Consider the following 15,619-nt stretch of genomic DNA (forward strand, 5'->3'; position numbering starts at 1 on the left):
ACATATTGTTTTTGTGGTTACTAATAAAAATGGTTCGCATTATAGTTATCGTTTGTGCCTAAGTAAAATGTATGAAGTGAAGCTCAGTTAACCCTGTGTGGAGTGGGTGCTTGACTGGTCGGCATAGCTCGGTATGCTGCTGGGAATAACTTATAAATAGAAACAAGAGAAAATCAGAGAGATCAGAGGAAGATCCAGTGAAGCCTGCTATTAAAGCGCACCCTCATGTCGGCAGTGAATATGTAGACAATGAAACTGCCCCCTGCGTTATCGAGCTACAGCAGCTCAATAAAACCTATCAAAGCGGCGATTTACGCGTCGAGGCTATTAAATCAATCAGTTTGCAAATTCGAGAGAATGAATTTGTCGCCATCATGGGCTCTTCGGGCTCGGGCAAATCGACCTTGATGAATATTCTGGGTTGCTTAGATAAGCCCAGTGCCGGTTCCTATTTACTCAATAATCGCAATGTATCTGAATTAGAAGACAAAGAGTTGGCGGCCATTCGCAACCGTGAAATTGGTTTTGTATTCCAGACCTTTCATTTGTTGCCACGCTTAAGCGCTTTGCAAAACGTAATGCTGCCTTTGCGCTATGCCGATGTGGAGCGCGCTGAAGCCAGCGCTCGAGCAAAAGAAATGTTGCAAACCGTTGGGTTGGCAGATCGAGTAGATCACTTGCCCTATGAGCTTTCAGGTGGGCAGCGGCAGCGGGTGGCGATAGCCCGAGCCTTAATTAACAAACCCAAAATTATTTTTGCCGATGAGCCAACAGGCAACTTGGATAGCAAAACATCCTTGGAAATTATGGCCCTGCTACAAGATCTGCATAAGCAAGGGCAAACGATTGTATTGATTACCCATGAAGCGGAAATCGCTGAATTTTCTCAACGATTACTATTAATGAAGGATGGGGAGTTACAGGATGTATAAGCTCAACACTATTATTGCCCGGCTACTATTGGGTACTTCGCTTATTGTTGCTAACTTTGCCTCCGCTCAATCATTGCTAATCAGTGGCTTTGTGGAAGCTCGTTTTAAGCAACAATTTAGCACGCCAGATTCTGATTCTTGGCAATTACAGATCAAATGGTTGGAGCAGGAAGGCAAGCAAGTAAAGGCTGGCGACACCGTGGTGGTGTTTGATGCGGCGGCCTTGGAGTCGGAAGTAGAGGCCGAAGAAGCAAAATTGAGAAAGACAGAAGCTGAAGCTAAAAAGACGGAGCAGAAACTAAGGCTCGAGCGTTTGGAGGCGGAATCTTTAATGAAAATCGCACGCTTAGAGCTTGAGAAGGCCGATTTGGACGCCTCGATTCCAGCCAGCCATTTAACAAAAATTACATTCGAGAAATATCAGTTAGAAAAGAAAAAGAAGCAGTTAGCTCTGAAGGAGCAAGAGCAGGCGCTTGCCCAAAAAGAAGTGGAACTGGAAAATCAAATCGCGACCGCGAAAATTCAATATAAATCTGCCCAGGCTGAACTTGGCCGTAAGCAGGTCATGCTAAAAGGACTAACTCAGAAGGCTGAACGCAGCGGTGCGGTGGTATATGTACGACACCCGTGGACAGGGCAAACCATTAAGGCCGGCGATACCGTACAAAAAGGATTTGTGGTGCTTGAAATTCCAGATACTAGTCAGCTTTATATCAAGGCGTGGCTGAATGAGGTCGACATCGCTAGGGTGAAAACCGGGCCGGTTGAATTGTATGTAGATGCTCTAAACAAGGCGGGCATCAAAGGCCAGTTAAAGCATATTAGTCAGCAAGGTGAATCTCGCCCAGTTTGGGGGGAGGCCTATTATCATGCATTAGAAGTTGAACTTGATGATAGCAGTTTTGATGCCAGCCAATTATTGCCAGGTATGAGCGTGATGGTAAGGCTCTCGGGTAATGAGCAGCAATTGGCGGGAGAAATTTAATGAAAAGAATTCTGCTAGTGCTGTTGATTGCTACATTAACGGCTTGTGTAGAGTCAGATCAAAGTTCTTATCGAGTTAAGCTTGAAGCGATTGATCTTAGTATCGATTCAACTGGAGAGTTAATTTCTTCCGATTCAATTAAAGTCAGTGCGCCATTTATTAAACGAACTTGGCAGTACAAAATCACTTATCTAGCTGCAGAGGGGGCAGAGATAAAAGAAGGCGAAAGACTGCTGGAATATGATACTCAACAACAGATGCAACGCTTGCAAAAAAGCAGCGCGGCATTACAGGCCGAGCAAAAAAAGTTAGAAAGTGAAAGTCTAGTTAACGAGCAGGCGTCAGAAGATTTAAAACTGTCGCTTTCAGAAACCAGAATGCAACTCAAAAAAGCTCAGCGTAAGGCTTCTCAGGATGGAGACTATGCCGCTAAGTTGGATGTTAAGCGCCTAATCGTGGAGTTGAAGATTGCTGAGCAAGAGCTTCTGCTTGAAAAGGCTCGCTTGGAAAGTCAGTTAGCCGAAGCGAAAATGCAGAAAGAGATCACTGAGTCGGAGATAGCGCGCTTGAGTGCTGAGGTGCAGGGGCATCAAAAAGGATTGGGCAACCTGCATCAGAAGGCTAGGAAATCGGGCGTCGTCGTACATCTAAAAGATTATCAAGGCAATAGATTCTCAGTGGGTGACACTGTTTATCTTTCCCAGAATATCCTAGAGATACCCAACCTCAATAAAATGCAGGTAAAAACGACCATTCAAGAGCATCATTTTTCTGATCTAAAGCTGGGTAAAGAGGTGAAAATAAGATTGGATGCTCTGCCTGATCGAGTCTTTCAAGGGCGCCTACTTAAAATCGGTAAGATTGTTCGTATGAAAGCCCATGATGACCCCAGCATGGTTTATGACGCCATTGTAGAGCTGGAGGAGTCTGACCCAGAGATAATGCGCCCAGGTATGGCTGTTCGCTTAGAGGTGCTCAAGCAGCGACTCGAAAATGTGGCCGCATTACCAAAGCGATATGTGAAGTACGATGGCGAGCAAGCCTATGTGGAGCTGGATTCTTGGTTGGGTATTAGTCGAAAGGATATCCATGTTGCAGGCTTTGTGGGAGATAGAGTGGTCGTTGATAAAGGCCTTAATGGAGGAGAGCAATTATTATGAAGCGATGGATTGCACTGCCTCTTATTCTGAGCTTGCTCGCTTGTGCCGAAGTAGAGCAGGAAAAAACCATATCAGTAACAGTGGAGCGTGCCGACTTTAATGTAGTTTTGAAAGCGAAGGGTGAGCTACAGGCCAAAGAGAATAAAACCATTTCAGCCCCGATGAGTTCTATGAATGCGCTGCGTTTAGATTGGTTAAAGCCAGAAAACAGTACCGTAAAAAAAGGTGATCTGTTAGCGAAATTTGATGCTAGTCGTTACCAGTTGAGTTTGCAAAAAGCACAGTGGGCATTACAGCAGCATGCTTTAGCGAAGAATAATACCCAGTCGCAACTCAGATTAAATGAGATGTCGGTACAGAGCGAAAGTCATGTGGTTGATGAAGAACTAGCACTAAGTGAGCGTTTTTCAGTGGATGATTTGCTGGTCTATAGTAAAAACGAAATTGCCGACCAAATGCTGGATAAGGAGTATCTGGGCTCGAAGCGCGAATATCTGGACTGGCGAAAAGAGACCTCTGTTGCTCAAGGCAAGGCGCAAGTGGCGGTCCACGAAGTCAAAGAGCAGGCTGAGCAAAGCACTATTGATCGCAACGATAAAGTCTTGCAGCAGCTAGAAGTATTTGCTCCGCAAGACGGTATTTTTATCTACCATAAAAATTGGCGCGGCGACAAAGTTCAAATTGGGCAACAGCTTTGGTCGGGCAGTCGCATCGGCAATATTCCTAATCTTGAAGCTCTGCAAGCTAAATTGTTTGTCTTGGAGAGCGAGGCCTTAGGCATCGAGCCTGGTCAGGCAGTTGAACTGCATTTGGATGCTTTCCCCGATAAGCTTATTAAAGGCGAGCTTTTATCGATCTCCTCCGTCGCGGCGCCGCGTTCTAGAAAAAGCCCCATCAATTATTTTGAAGTTATTGTCGACATTAAAAATACGGATTCCAGCTTTATGCGTCCTGGACAGCGTTTGCAGGGCGATATATCCATCGTTAGCAAAGCTGATACTTTGACAGTGCCGCGACAAAGTTTGTTTAGCAAAGATGGCGTTCATTGGGTCTATGTTAAAAGCTCAGCGGGCTTTGAGAAGAGGCTGGTTGGCTTGGGATTGAGAAGCTTGAGTCGTGTGGAAATTAGTCGCGGTTTGGAATCTGGTGAGCAGGTAGCGCTGAGCTTGCCCGGTAATTTGGTGGAAATCTAATGGCACTTAGAGATGATTTTTATGATGCGGTCGATCAGCTCTGGCATCACAAGCTGAGAACGCTGCTTACCCTGCTGGGAATTGTGTTTGGAGTGGGTGCAGTTATCGCCATGATCAGTGTGGGTGAGGGTGCTGAAGAGGAAGCTCTTAGCTTGATCGATTCCATGGGGGTTAGAAATCTAATCGTGGAAGAGCGGGATATCGATAAGGAGCGATTAAAAGAGCTGCGCAAACATTCTATAGGGCTAGCGCTTTCTGATGTGGAATCGGCTCTGGATACCATGCCTTTTGTTCTTAATTACTCTGCGGAAAAAGATTTAGATGTGCATACCTTGTTTAGTGCATATGCGCAGGGCGATAGCAGTGTACAAGGGGTGAGCGAAAGTCACTTTGAGCTATCCAGGAGTGCTATGTATGAGGGGCGTTGGATTAGTGAGCGAGACGATCGCTTATTTGCCCAGGTGGCTGTTTTAAGTGAAGAGGCCGCTGCCCAGCTTTTTCCCCAGCGCAGTGCTGTTGGAGAGATATTCAAAGTAAACCATGTCTGGCTGGAAGTGATTGGTGTGCTTAAAAATAAACACTTATCGAAAGACAGCTTTCAGGGGGTAGAGCTATCGGTCAATGGCAATACGATATTTCTTCCTCTGAGTACAGCGCAAAAGCGTTTTAAGCATGCTGAATTAAGTAGTGAGCTGGATAGGTTTAAGCTGGAGTTGAAAGAGGATATTCCAGCGGTGGCTGCCGCTAAAAGCTTAGAGCATTTGTTGCTCAAGCGTCATGGCCAAGAGAAAGACTTTGATGTATTGGTTCCGGCAGCGCTACTGCAACAACATAAAGCTACTCAAAGAATTTTTAATATTATCATGTCCTGTGTTGCCGGTATTTCGCTGCTGGTTGGTGGCATTGGTATTATGAATATTATGCTGGCCAGTGTTTTAGAACGTACTAAAGAAATTGGTTTACTGCGAGCTGTAGGTGCTACCCAAGAAGATATTCGCAATCAATTTATGGTGGAGAGCTTTACTATCTCGGTTATTGGGGGCTTGTTGGGTATTGCTTTGGGCTTTGCGTTGGCGGCAGTTATTTCACTGTTTTCGGGTTGGCCGGTAGCATGGTCTCCCGTAGCGATTGTGATTTCGGTGGTGTTTTGTTGTGGGGTTGGTTTGTTGTTTGGCATCTATCCAGCAATTAAGGCTTCCAAGCTCGACCCCATCACTGCATTACAGCGAGAGTGATCAGGCTTGGTGGGCTAATTTTACGATCTTGTTTGTTAACGTTCGCTACTGGCGAGTTTGATGGCCAGTGCGACAAATACAGTTCCGGCTATACGATTTAAAATAATTTGAGCTTTAGGTGAGCGACGCAATAGTTGGCTAAGAAACCCAGATAGAATCGCTATTAGCGAGAAGCAGACGAAAGCTACCGCCATAAATACCGCGCCTAAACTAACAATCTGAAGGCTGACATTGCCCGCGCTTGGATCGGTGAATTGGGGTAGGAAGGCCAAGAAGAAAATCGCCACCTTGGGGTTGGTGATATTCATAATGATGCCGCGTCGGAAAAGCGTGAAGGCCGATAGATTATTACTTTCACCGGCCTCAATATCTTCGGCGCCAGCTCTAAAGGCGCCCCAAGCGAGATAGAGCAGATAGGCTGCGCCCACTGCTTTTAGCGCAGTAAAGGCAACTGCACTCACCTGAAATATAGCAGCCACTCCTGCAGCGACAGCAACAGTGTGCGCAATTAGGCCGGTGCAAAGGCCGAGTGTGACCATGATGCCAGCTTTACGACCACTGAGAGCCGACTGGGTTAACACAAAAATATTATCAGGACCTGGTGCGAAGGCGAGCAGGGCTGATGCGGCAATAAAGGCAAGGAGAATATCTATACTAATCATGGGCGAAGCATACCACTAATGCCCGCTTTAGAGAGCAGTGAATTATGCTGAATTAGTGACGCTTTAGTTTGTGTCCCTGCATGGGGATGCAGACAAAGTACAGAAAGCCGCTGAACAGTAAAGTGCCCAGTAAAATATCCTGCAAGCCGCCGGCTGCGCTTATTTGCATGAGCGCGAAGATGGTCGCAACCAGAAGCGCAGCGCGGCTATGGCTATCGAACCTAAAACTCCACAGCGTATACCAGCTGGTTTTGAGGGGGGTGATAAACAATCCAATGCAACGCCGGCCTAATTCTATCGAGGTAAACAACAATATCGCTGCGACTAGCACATCACCAAAATTTTGGCCTAGGCCAGACGCCAAATAAACACTCAGCAACAAGCTTAGCAATGCGACTAGAGATAAAGCTACAATGGTATGAGATTTTTCATTCTTGAAATAATGGGGGGCTTTAAACATATCCTTGATCTCCCAGTTGATTCAATTGCGAAGCAAACTCCTTGTTATTACTTCACTGTTGAGTGTAGACCAGTTGAGAAAGGCGAATGTTAAAGTTTTTTGAAGGGTCAATTATTGCTGTGCTACTAGGTCGTTTCCGCTCTCTGGCGTATGGAAGGCAAGCAGGAGTATTGGGAAGGTGCGGCAGGGGCTGGCCCCTGCCTGAAAAACCCGGCTGTTTAGCCGAAGATTCCTTTAAATAGGAAGAAGAACACAATGGCCAAGCCGGCACCTGCCGGTAGGGTAATAACCCAAGACATGGCGATGGTGCCAATAACGCGTAGGTTCAATGCACCGATGCCGCGAGCCAGGCCAACACCCAAGATAGCGCCTACTAAGGTGTGTGTGGTTGAGATCGGCAGGCCTGTGCCAGATGCCAATACTACTGTGCCGGCAGCACCTAACTCGGCAGCAAACCCACGGCTTGGAGTAAGCTCGGTAATCTTTTTACCAACCGTAGCAATCACCTTAAAGCCGTAAGTCGCCAAGCCTAAAACAATACCTACGCCACCGAGTAAAAGGATCCAGCTAGGCATCATGGATTTAGCTGCAACACCGCCGCTCTGGATTACATTAACAACAGCAGCTAGTGGGCCAACGGCGTTAGCAACATCGTTAGAACCATGGGCAAAGGCCATCGCACAAGCGGTAAATACCATCAGAATGGCGAACACTTTTTCTACACTGGCGAAGCGATTGTTCTCGTCTTCTTGGTACTTGACCTTGTTGAGCAAGAAGATACCAAAGGCCGCAACGGCTAAACCAATAATGGCAGCGATACCGATAGACTCGATAAAGCTGAGTTTAAAGCCAGCATCTTTAAAGACGTGTTTAAGGCCTTTAAGAATGGTCACCATGGCAATCAAAAAGCCTACTGCAAACATATACATTGGGATATAGCGTTTGGCATTGGCAAAGGGATTATCGGTATCAAGAATCAATCTCTGTACGCTGCGGAACAACATAAAGGAGATGGTGCCTGCCAGCACGGGCGAAACGACCCAACTGGCAACAATCTTCATGACTTTGCCCCAAGAAACGGCGTCTACCGAAATACCAACAGCGGCAAAACCAACAATCGCACCGACGATAGAGTGAGTCGTAGAAACCGGCCAACCCATGATACTGGCAATCAATAGCCAGGTGCCGGCGGCCAATAAGGCCGAGAGCATCCCGTAGACTAGTAACTCGGGCGTATCGTTAAATAAATTGGGGTCGATAATTCCTTTACGAATGGTGGAGGTTACCTCACCACCGGCCAAATAGGCCCCTAAAAATTCAAATACCATGGCGATGATAATCGCCTGCTTAATGGTTAAAGCTTTAGAACCTACAGAGGTTCCCATGGCATTGGCAACATCGTTAGCGCCGACACCCCAAGCCATAAAGAGGCCAAAGATACAGGCCATAATTAATAGCACATTGCCGTATTCTGCGAGCACGGTCATAGTTAACTCCACATCTTCTTATGCTCCCCTTAATATCTGTGGGGAGGTTTTATTAATTATTCGTTACTGGGCTTGTTATCGGGCAAGTAAAAGCTGTAAGCGAGAGCCTACTTTTTCTGCACGATCAGCTAAATCACCAATCCATTCGATTACGCGATAAAGGAACATCACCTGTACAGGCGGTAGATCTTCTTCAATTTTGAAGAGCGCAAGACGCATTTGGATCTCTAGTCTGTCGGTATGGCTTTCTTGGGCATCAAGGTCTTCGATAAGCTTTTCAACCAAATCCATTTCCCGGCCGGAGAAGCCGGTTTCCAATAACTCGTCTAGTTCATTGATGGCTTTGTGAGCTAGACGTGCGGTATCAACAGCAGCCTGTACAAAGGCGGTAAGCTCTGGTGCGATTGCCGCAGGTGGTACCATTTGGCGACCCAGCATAATGCCTGCAATATCTTTGGCGCGATTAGCAATCTTATCTTGCATCGCCAGCAGCTCTAAAAGATCCGTACGGGGTACAGGTAAGAACAGACTTTTTGGCAGATGACGGCGTAGTTCGCGCTTTAGCTCATCGGCTTGATTTTCTTTTTCTGAGATATCTTGTTGTATTTGCTCGGCTTTTTTCCAGTCGTTCTCAAGGGCGGCCGAAAAGAAGTCTAATAGCAATTCAGCGGCACTGGTGGCCACTTTCATATGCTCCTGCATAGGGGTAATGGGTGACTTACCAAATAGGCTCGTCAGGGGGTTACCAATAACCATAGGAAGCTCCCAATTTAGGGTGTTGATTTGGGCTTGCCGAGGGTCGGCAAAGTGGGCGCAGTATAGTGCTAGCGGGCCTAGCCGTCATCACAAATATGACAAAAAAATGAACTTTATTTGACAGTGCCTGATCTAGCTCTAATGGGCGCCAAACATGGCCTTCAGTCAACAGTAAATGAGGGGCTGTAAGCCCTTGATTTATGGTGTTATTTAAGGTGATATATCCAGCGACTATGCTAAGCTAGCTGCTAAGCACAATCTAAGCGAGAGCCCATTATGAATGCCGTTTCAGATCGAATACTCAGTTTGCGTAGTGTCCTTGATGACCTTCGCGCAGATGGCCGGCTAAGTGCCGCTGATGCCAACGTGCTGATCGGCTCTAGTCGCAGTAAAGATGAAGCGTCGATGCACCCCATAACCTATGTCGCCAATCAGCGTTTAGATGATCAAAGCCAAGAGGGGCAGATCCTCAATGCCGATGTCCTGAGTCAGTGGATGGCCGATAAGGCGGGCTTGCCGGTGTTTCATTTAGATAGCTTAAAACTGCGGGCGGCGGAAGTAACGAAGGTGATGTCCTTTGCCTTCGCCAAGCGCCACGACATTCTTTGTGTTGAGGTGAGTTCTGACCATATTACGGTAGCTAGCAACCAGCCCTTCAATAACGCTTGGGTTGAACAACTCGAGCATGTTGCACGCAAGAAAGTGCGCCGTGTTTTTGCCTTCCCTGGCGATGTGGATAAAGCACGTGCAGAGATTTATACCTTATCTCGATCTATTTCTGGTGCTAAAGGCCTGCAGGGTGGCACCTCGGTCAGTAACTTTGAGCAATTATTAGAACTCGGCAAGCTGAAGGATCCAGAAGCCAATGATCAGCACATTATTAATATTGTTGATTGGTTGCTGCAGTATGCTTTCGATCAGCGCGCTAGTGATATTCACTTAGAGCCGCGCCGTGAAACTGGCAAGCTGCGCTTTCGTATTGACGGCATCCTACACGCGGTTTATGAGCTGCCGAAGGGGGTCTCCACCGCCGTTCTGAGTCGAATGAAGATTCTTGGTCGCATGGATATTGCTGAAAAGCGAAAGCCTCAAGATGGCCGAGTGAAAACCAAACGTCCAGACGGCAGCGAAGTAGAGCTTCGCCTTTCGACCTTGCCGACGGCTTTTGGTGAAAAACTGGTGATGCGAATTTTTGATCCTGATGTGCTGTTGCGCAGCTTTGAGGATTTGGGCTTACTTGGAGATGACCTTGATCGCTGGCAGGAAATGGTTGGCCGTCCAAACGGTATTGTGTTGGTTACCGGGCCGACTGGCTCCGGTAAAACCACCACGCTTTATACCAGTCTTAAGAGCTTGGCCACTAGCGAGGTAAATGTTAGCACCATCGAAGATCCCATCGAAATGGTTGAAGACAGTTTTAACCAAACCCAGGTGCAAAATAATATTGGTTTGGATTTCGCTGCCGGTGTAAGAACCCTGATGCGACAAGACCCAGATATTATTATGGTAGGAGAGATTCGAGATCAAGAAACAGCGCAGATGGCCTCGCAGGCTGCCTTAACTGGCCATCTGGTTTTGAGCACTTTGCATACCAATGATGCCGCCGGTGCCTTGAGTCGACTGTTGGATTTAGGTTTACCGGCTTATATGATTCGCTCTACCTTAAGTGGAGTGGTTGCGCAGCGTTTGGTAAGAACCCTCTGCCCGCATTGTAAACAAGAAACGCCTGTAGATTTGGATTTATGGAACAGTTTGGTTGCGCCTTGGAAGGTGACGCCGCCGAAGCATGTTTATAAGCCAACTGGCTGTAATGAGTGCCGCCACACTGGTTATCTAGGCCGCCAGGGCATCTACGAGATCCTACTGTTAAGTGAACATTTGCGTGGCTTGATCGATGATCAATTAGATTTGCAGGCTATGCGAAAAGAAGCAATGCGAGAAGGTATGCGGACTTTGCGTTTATCCGGTGCGCAAAAAGTGTCTGCCGGTACGACCACTATCGAAGAGGTTATCCGTGTGGCTCCGCCGCCGGAAAAATAATTTTATAGCGCCTTGATTTGGTATTTATTGAGTAACGCTTTAAATGCTGGACTTTTTTTAAATTCCTGCATGGCCGATGAAAAGTTTACCGCTTGTTGTCGGCTAGTGGCGGCTTTTGAAAACGCTATAAACTCTGTGGCGCCTATTATCTTCTCTTCCAGGCAGCACAGTTCTTTTTTTCTTGGGTGAAAATCTAATGTCGATTGTTCGATTAGAATTGCTTCGAGCCGCCTTCCTAGTAGTAATGAAATTAAGTGGGGCTCGCTGCGCCCAATCGCCTGAGTGTTTAAGCTGATATCTTGTCTAGCAGAAAAAGCATAATCGTAGCCATCAACAGTATTGATGGTTAACTTTTCTGGTAATTCTGTTATTCGTTTATTTTTGTCGATTGCTGGATGTTCTTTTAAGGTGCAAATTGTGTAGCTGGTTGTGCCTAGCTCGTTACCGGGAATAATCCAAAAGTTGCGTCGGTTTTCTGGAATATCGTAGGCGATCAGCAAAACATCTATCTTGCCTTGACGTGCTAGGGCGCTCGCTCTTCGCCAAGGTAGTGCATAAAAACTCACTTCTTGTTCCAGTGATTGTGCCACTTGCTTGGCTAGCTCAACATAAATGCCTGACGCTTGGCCGTTTTTATCGGTGTAGGTATAAGGGGGGTAGTCTTCATCAGTGGTCACAAAGCTAAGGCTTTGGCTTGCCACAATGGAAGCGTTTGTTATCAACACAATAAATTTCAGCAAAACAAAAATTTTGAACATGAGATGGCAATAGGTTTATGGGTTGTCGATAAATGTTCTTAGTTACGGATATTGAAATGTTTCAATATCAGGGTGCACTCGAAAGTATAAAACTATTTGCTGAAAATACGCTCAGACTTTTGACTGTTTTGCTTGGATGGTAAAGCCGGGGGATTTTATAAGTGAGGTGGCGCGGGGGCGCTTTTAGGATTTGGGTGAGATAAGGCAGAGGCTACAGGAGCCTCCGCCTGAAAGCTTCTTATAGGCGGTGCATTGCACAGATTTTGTTGCCTGAAGGGTCACGCAAATAAGCTAAGTATAGCTTCATGCCATTACCTTCACGTACGCCTGGATCATCTTCAATAGCTACGCCGCCGGCCGCTAAACCCGCAGCATGCCATGCGTCGGCTGCTTCGGTAGTTGCGGCTGCAAAACCAATGGTGCTGCCGTTGCCGCCAGTGGCTGGCTGGCCATCGATAGGCTTGCTCAAAGCGAAAATGCCGGCATCAGTAAAGTAAAAGCAGCGACCTTTAGGGTCGATTACACCTGGGCCGTGTCCTAGGGCACCCAGTACCGCATCATAAAATGCTTTAGATTCTTCGATATCGTTCGCGCCGATCATAATATGGCTAAACATGTTGTCGCTCCTCGCTCGTTTTTTGTACTGGCCTTATGGCCGAAGCTTGTGAATGCCCAAGATTTGCAGACTTTAGCCTTCGGTTCAATGCAATTTAGCGCTTCTTAGCATTTATTGGTCGCGCTTGTCTCAATTGGCTGCTTGATTGTCACCTTATGGCTCGCGGCTAAGGCTATAGCGGTTGGCTTTTGTTTGATCTTGGCCCTACAACTCTCTGGGCTTTTAAGCTAGGGTTAGCCATAGAAATAGCAATAGCCATAGCAATTTAAGACAAGTAAAAAGAGACTATCGTGTTAGCGTCCTATGTACCGAACCAGGCGAATTTCCATACCATCCTTGAGCAATACAGCCAGCAATGGCAAGAGCGTGCCAGTACAGAACAGCAGGCCAGCCTAGCAAGTCTACTTGCCGATCAGGGGCTAGCTAAGCAGCTGGCCAAAGCATGGCTGGGTAGCGAGTTCATTTTTCATTGTTGCCGCGATCAGCCGCAGTTGCTGATTGATGTTCTGGGCAGCGGTGAGTTGCAAAGTGCTTGGTCAGTTGATGACTTTACCGAGGCTTTAAAAAATCTAAGTGCCTCCGCCGAAAAAGACACGGAGCTGGATAGGGCGCTAAGACTATTTCGTCGCCGTGCGATGTTGCGCATTATTTGGCGTGACCTTAATCAGTTGGCTCCACTAGAAGAAACCACCGCCGATATGAGCGCCTTGGCTGAATGCAGTAGTCAGCTAGCTTTGGAGTTTCATTATCGTGCCTTGGTGAAGCGGTATGGTTTGCCGATAGGGAAGGAGAGCGGCAAGGTACAATCCTTGGTGATTTTGGGGATGGGCAAGCTGGGCGCCCGTGAGCTCAATGTTTCTTCCGATATCGATTTAATCTTTGCTTACCCAGAATCCGGTGAGACAGAACATCGCAACCTAGAGCCGGGCGCTCGCCCGAAAAAAACCACCAGCAACCAAGAATTTTTTAACCGGTTAGGTCAAAAAATTATTAAGAGCCTAGATGCACAAACCGTTGATGGCTTTGTTTTTCGTGTGGATATGCGCTTGCGCCCTTACGGTGAGAGCGGTTCATTGGTGATGAACTTTGGCTCCATGGAGGAGTACTACCAAACCCAAGGGCGCGAGTGGGAACGCTACGCCATGATCAAGGCGCGAGTCATTGCCGAAGGCGGCCCAAGCCAAGAAGATCTAGCCGAAGGTTCTGCTGGCGATGAGCTAATGGAGCTACTGCGGCCGTTTAGTTACCGTCGTTATATTGATTTTTCTGCTATCGAAGCCTTGCGTGACATGAAGCGCATGATCAATCGCGAGGTGCATCGCAAAGGCATGGCCACAGATGTAAAACTTGGCTTCGGTGGTATTCGCGAAGTGGAATTTGTGGTGCAGGTTTTCCAGCTGATTCGCGGTGGGCGTGATCAGCGTTTGCAAGAACGCCGAGTGCTAAAACTATTACCTTTATTGCAAGAAGATGGTTATCTACCTGAAGGTGCTGGTGATCGTTTGGCGAAAGCCTATCGTCTATTAAGGCATGTCGAGCACGCCATTCAAGGTCACCAAGACAAACAGACTCAAGCATTGCCGGTGGATGAAAACGATTTAGAGCGCCTGGCTTGGGTACTGAATTATAGGAACTGGGCAGAGTTAGATGCTGTATTGCAGTCGCATCGTGAGCAAGTCAACGCAGAGTTCCAAGCCGTAATTGCCGAACCTGAGGAAGAATCCAAAGAAGAGGATGAATCGGAAGCGTTTTTGCCACTTTGGCTGGGCGAGTTAGAAAAAGATGGCGCCATCGAGTTGCTAGAGCAGCGCGGTTACCAGCAATGTGAAAAACTGATTCAGCAGCTTAATGACTTGCGCCAGAGTCGAGCGATTTTAGCCATGCAGGCCGAAGGCCGCGATCGCTTAGATAAATTTATGCCGCGCTTGTTGCACACCTTAAGCTTGGGGCGCAACCCAGAAGAAGATATTGCCGAAACCCTGAGTCGTGTTTTGGGTTTGGTGAGCTCGGTGGCACGCCGAACTATCTACTTGGTGTTGCTGACTGAAAACCCCGTTGCCCTAGCGCAGTTGGTTCGTCTTTGTGCGGCCAGCCCTTGGATTGCCGATCAGCTATCGCGACATCCCGCCTTACTTGATGAGTTGCTAGATCATCGTAGTTTGTATTCACCGCCTAGTCGCCAAGAGTTGGCCGATCAGCTAAGGCAGGAATGTTTGCGTATTGAATGGGATGACCTAGAAGGCTATATGGAGGCTCTGCGTTATTTCCGTATGGCCAATGTGTTGCGTATTGCGGCCTGTGAAGTAACCGGTGCCATGCCTTTGATGAAAGTCAGCGATCACTTAACGGATATTGCCGAGCTGCTGTTGGAAAAGGTCATTGAAGTTGCCTGGAAGCAAATGGTGGATCGCCATGGCCAGCCTCGAGATGCCGAGGGGGAGTCTGTTTCCCGCCCTGAGTTTTTGGTCTTGGGCTATGGCAAGGTGGGCGGTATTGAGTTGGGGCACAGCTCTGATTTGGATCTGGTTTTTATTCATGGTGGTGCCCAAGGGCAAGGCACAACAGGTAAAGATGATACAGGTGAGCGCAGTCTCGACAACTTGATCTTTTATACTCGCATGGCTCAAAAAGTTATCCATATCATGAATACGCAAACCGTGTCTGGGCAGCTGTACGAGGTGGATATGCGCCTGCGGCCCAATGGCAACTCTGGAATGCTGGTCACAACGGTTGAGGCATATGGGCAATATTTACAGCAAGAAGCATGGACTTGGGAGAAGCAAGCTCTAGTTCGTGCGCGTGCAATTTCGGGCTGTCGTTCACTGGCAGAACAATTTGATAAGGTTCGCCAAAATATCCTCTGTCAGCCCCGTGAATTGGCAGCATTGCGTGAAGATGTTGTACAAATGCGCGAAAAAATGCGCAAACATTTGGCCACGCAGGGTTCAGACGACGAAAAAGCCCAGCGCTTCGATATCAAGCAGGATGTCGGAGGTATCGTGGATATTGAATTTATGGTTCAATACAGCGTACTTGCCTGGGCTCATGAACAGCCCTCTCTGGCGAAGTGGACGGATAATATTCGTATCCTGGGTTGCCTTGAGCAAACAGGGTTTATATCGGCAGAAGACACTGCCCAACTTATCGAAGCTTACAAGGCCTATCGATCCGCCGGACACCGACTCGCGCTACAGCGCCAAAAAAGTGTCTTGCACGGAAAATCTGAATTTACAGCTGAACGCCAATCGGTGCAGCGACTATGGCAGCAATTGATGTTACTGCCTAAATAGTGGCTTGGTTCTGGTGCGCTTGGCTTTCCTGTCCACTGTGACGCT

Annotated in this window: 13 protein-coding genes; 7 read left to right on the plus strand and 6 right to left on the minus strand. The window is 47.4% G+C overall.

The annotated features are described in order from the left end of the window. The first annotated feature begins 197 nt into the window (after positions 1 to 197). The 5 genes from Q1A08_RS17465 to Q1A08_RS17485 are packed head-to-tail and all read left to right on the plus strand — an operon-like array spanning position 198 to position 5,505. Entirely contained in the window at positions 198 to 932 is a 735-nt protein-coding gene (locus Q1A08_RS17465; protein WP_363323549.1) for an ABC transporter ATP-binding protein, read from the plus strand. Next, complete coding sequence (locus tag Q1A08_RS17470) at positions 925 to 1,917, plus strand: HlyD family efflux transporter periplasmic adaptor subunit (protein WP_299775282.1); 993 nt, start codon at positions 925 to 927, stop codon at positions 1,915 to 1,917. The genes Q1A08_RS17465 and Q1A08_RS17470 overlap by 8 nt, the downstream gene beginning before the upstream one ends. Then, positions 1,917 to 3,077, plus strand: coding sequence for an efflux RND transporter periplasmic adaptor subunit (locus Q1A08_RS17475; RefSeq protein ID WP_299775284.1), 1,161 nt, complete (start codon positions 1,917 to 1,919; stop codon positions 3,075 to 3,077). Before Q1A08_RS17470 ends, Q1A08_RS17475 begins: the two co-directional genes overlap by 1 nt. Beyond that, positions 3,074 to 4,270 carry an efflux RND transporter periplasmic adaptor subunit gene (locus tag Q1A08_RS17480; RefSeq protein ID WP_299775286.1) on the plus strand — a complete coding sequence of 399 codons (1,197 nt, stop codon included), beginning with the start codon at positions 3,074 to 3,076 and terminating at the stop codon, positions 4,268 to 4,270. Before Q1A08_RS17475 ends, Q1A08_RS17480 begins: the two co-directional genes overlap by 4 nt. Further along, positions 4,270 to 5,505 carry an ABC transporter permease gene (locus Q1A08_RS17485; RefSeq protein WP_299775287.1) on the plus strand — a complete coding sequence of 412 codons (1,236 nt, stop codon included), beginning with the start codon at positions 4,270 to 4,272 and terminating at the stop codon, positions 5,503 to 5,505. Before Q1A08_RS17480 ends, Q1A08_RS17485 begins: the two co-directional genes overlap by 1 nt. 35 nt (positions 5,506 to 5,540) lie before the next feature. Here the strand turns inward: Q1A08_RS17485 and Q1A08_RS17490 are convergent, their stop codons facing one another. From Q1A08_RS17490 to Q1A08_RS17505, 4 genes are all read right to left on the minus strand, one after another. Continuing rightward, on the minus strand, positions 5,541 to 6,167 hold the full coding sequence (locus Q1A08_RS17490) for a LysE family translocator (RefSeq protein WP_299775289.1): 627 nt from the start codon (positions 6,165 to 6,167) through the stop codon (positions 5,541 to 5,543). A gap of 52 nt (positions 6,168 to 6,219) precedes the next feature. Further along, complete coding sequence (locus tag Q1A08_RS17495; RefSeq protein ID WP_299775291.1) at positions 6,220 to 6,627, minus strand: hypothetical protein; 408 nt, start codon at positions 6,625 to 6,627, stop codon at positions 6,220 to 6,222. A gap of 218 nt (positions 6,628 to 6,845) precedes the next feature. After that, entirely contained in the window at positions 6,846 to 8,114 is a 1,269-nt protein-coding gene (locus Q1A08_RS17500; protein ID WP_299775293.1) for an inorganic phosphate transporter, read from the minus strand. A 75-nt stretch (positions 8,115 to 8,189) separates the two neighbouring features. Beyond that, on the minus strand, positions 8,190 to 8,870 hold the full coding sequence (locus tag Q1A08_RS17505) for a TIGR00153 family protein (RefSeq protein WP_299775294.1): 681 nt from the start codon (positions 8,868 to 8,870) through the stop codon (positions 8,190 to 8,192). A gap of 276 nt (positions 8,871 to 9,146) precedes the next feature. Here Q1A08_RS17505 and Q1A08_RS17510 point away from each other — a divergent pair, with 276 nt between their 5' ends. Further along, on the plus strand, positions 9,147 to 10,910 hold the full coding sequence (locus Q1A08_RS17510; RefSeq protein WP_299775296.1) for a GspE/PulE family protein: 1,764 nt from the start codon (positions 9,147 to 9,149) through the stop codon (positions 10,908 to 10,910). A 2-nt stretch (positions 10,911 to 10,912) separates the two neighbouring features. Here the strand turns inward: Q1A08_RS17510 and Q1A08_RS17515 are convergent, their stop codons facing one another. Together Q1A08_RS17515 and Q1A08_RS17520 are read right to left on the minus strand one after the other, a co-directional pair. Further along, a complete protein-coding gene (locus Q1A08_RS17515) occupies positions 10,913 to 11,635 on the minus strand; it encodes a transporter substrate-binding domain-containing protein (protein WP_299775298.1) in 723 nt (240 codons plus the stop codon). 271 nt (positions 11,636 to 11,906) lie between these two features. Next, on the minus strand, positions 11,907 to 12,284 hold the full coding sequence (locus tag Q1A08_RS17520) for a VOC family protein (RefSeq protein ID WP_299775300.1): 378 nt from the start codon (positions 12,282 to 12,284) through the stop codon (positions 11,907 to 11,909). 290 nt (positions 12,285 to 12,574) lie between these two features. Here Q1A08_RS17520 and glnE point away from each other — a divergent pair, with 290 nt between their 5' ends. Beyond that, positions 12,575 to 15,574 (plus strand): bifunctional [glutamate--ammonia ligase]-adenylyl-L-tyrosine phosphorylase/[glutamate--ammonia-ligase] adenylyltransferase, encoded by a 3,000-nt coding sequence (glnE, locus tag Q1A08_RS17525; protein ID WP_299775302.1) that lies wholly within the window; start codon positions 12,575 to 12,577, stop codon positions 15,572 to 15,574. The last annotated feature ends 45 nt before the right edge of the window (positions 15,575 to 15,619 follow it).

This window comes from uncultured Pseudoteredinibacter sp., from assembly GCF_947500695.1.
In the GTDB taxonomy this organism is placed as follows: domain Bacteria; phylum Pseudomonadota; class Gammaproteobacteria; order Pseudomonadales; family Cellvibrionaceae; genus Pseudoteredinibacter.

Bases quoted from the DNA above. Each gene is read 5' to 3' on its own strand.
- Q1A08_RS17510 (WP_299775296.1), top strand. From the start codon at position 9,147: ATGAATGCCGTTTCAGATCGAATACTCAGTTTGCGTAGTGTCCTTGAT.
- Q1A08_RS17475 (WP_299775284.1), top strand. From the start codon at position 1,917: ATGAAAAGAATTCTGCTAGTGCTGTTGATTGCTACATTAACGGCTTGT.
- Q1A08_RS17500 (WP_299775293.1), bottom strand. From the start codon at position 8,114: ATGACCGTGCTCGCAGAATACGGCAATGTGCTATTAATTATGGCCTGT.
- Q1A08_RS17505 (WP_299775294.1), bottom strand. From the start codon at position 8,870: ATGGTTATTGGTAACCCCCTGACGAGCCTATTTGGTAAGTCACCCATT.
- Q1A08_RS17485 (WP_299775287.1), top strand. From the start codon at position 4,270: ATGGCACTTAGAGATGATTTTTATGATGCGGTCGATCAGCTCTGGCAT.
- Q1A08_RS17470 (WP_299775282.1), top strand. From the start codon at position 925: ATGTATAAGCTCAACACTATTATTGCCCGGCTACTATTGGGTACTTCG.
- Q1A08_RS17480 (WP_299775286.1), top strand. From the start codon at position 3,074: ATGAAGCGATGGATTGCACTGCCTCTTATTCTGAGCTTGCTCGCTTGT.
- Q1A08_RS17495 (WP_299775291.1), bottom strand. From the start codon at position 6,627: ATGTTTAAAGCCCCCCATTATTTCAAGAATGAAAAATCTCATACCATT.
- Q1A08_RS17520 (WP_299775300.1), bottom strand. From the start codon at position 12,284: ATGTTTAGCCATATTATGATCGGCGCGAACGATATCGAAGAATCTAAA.
- Q1A08_RS17490 (WP_299775289.1), bottom strand. From the start codon at position 6,167: ATGATTAGTATAGATATTCTCCTTGCCTTTATTGCCGCATCAGCCCTG.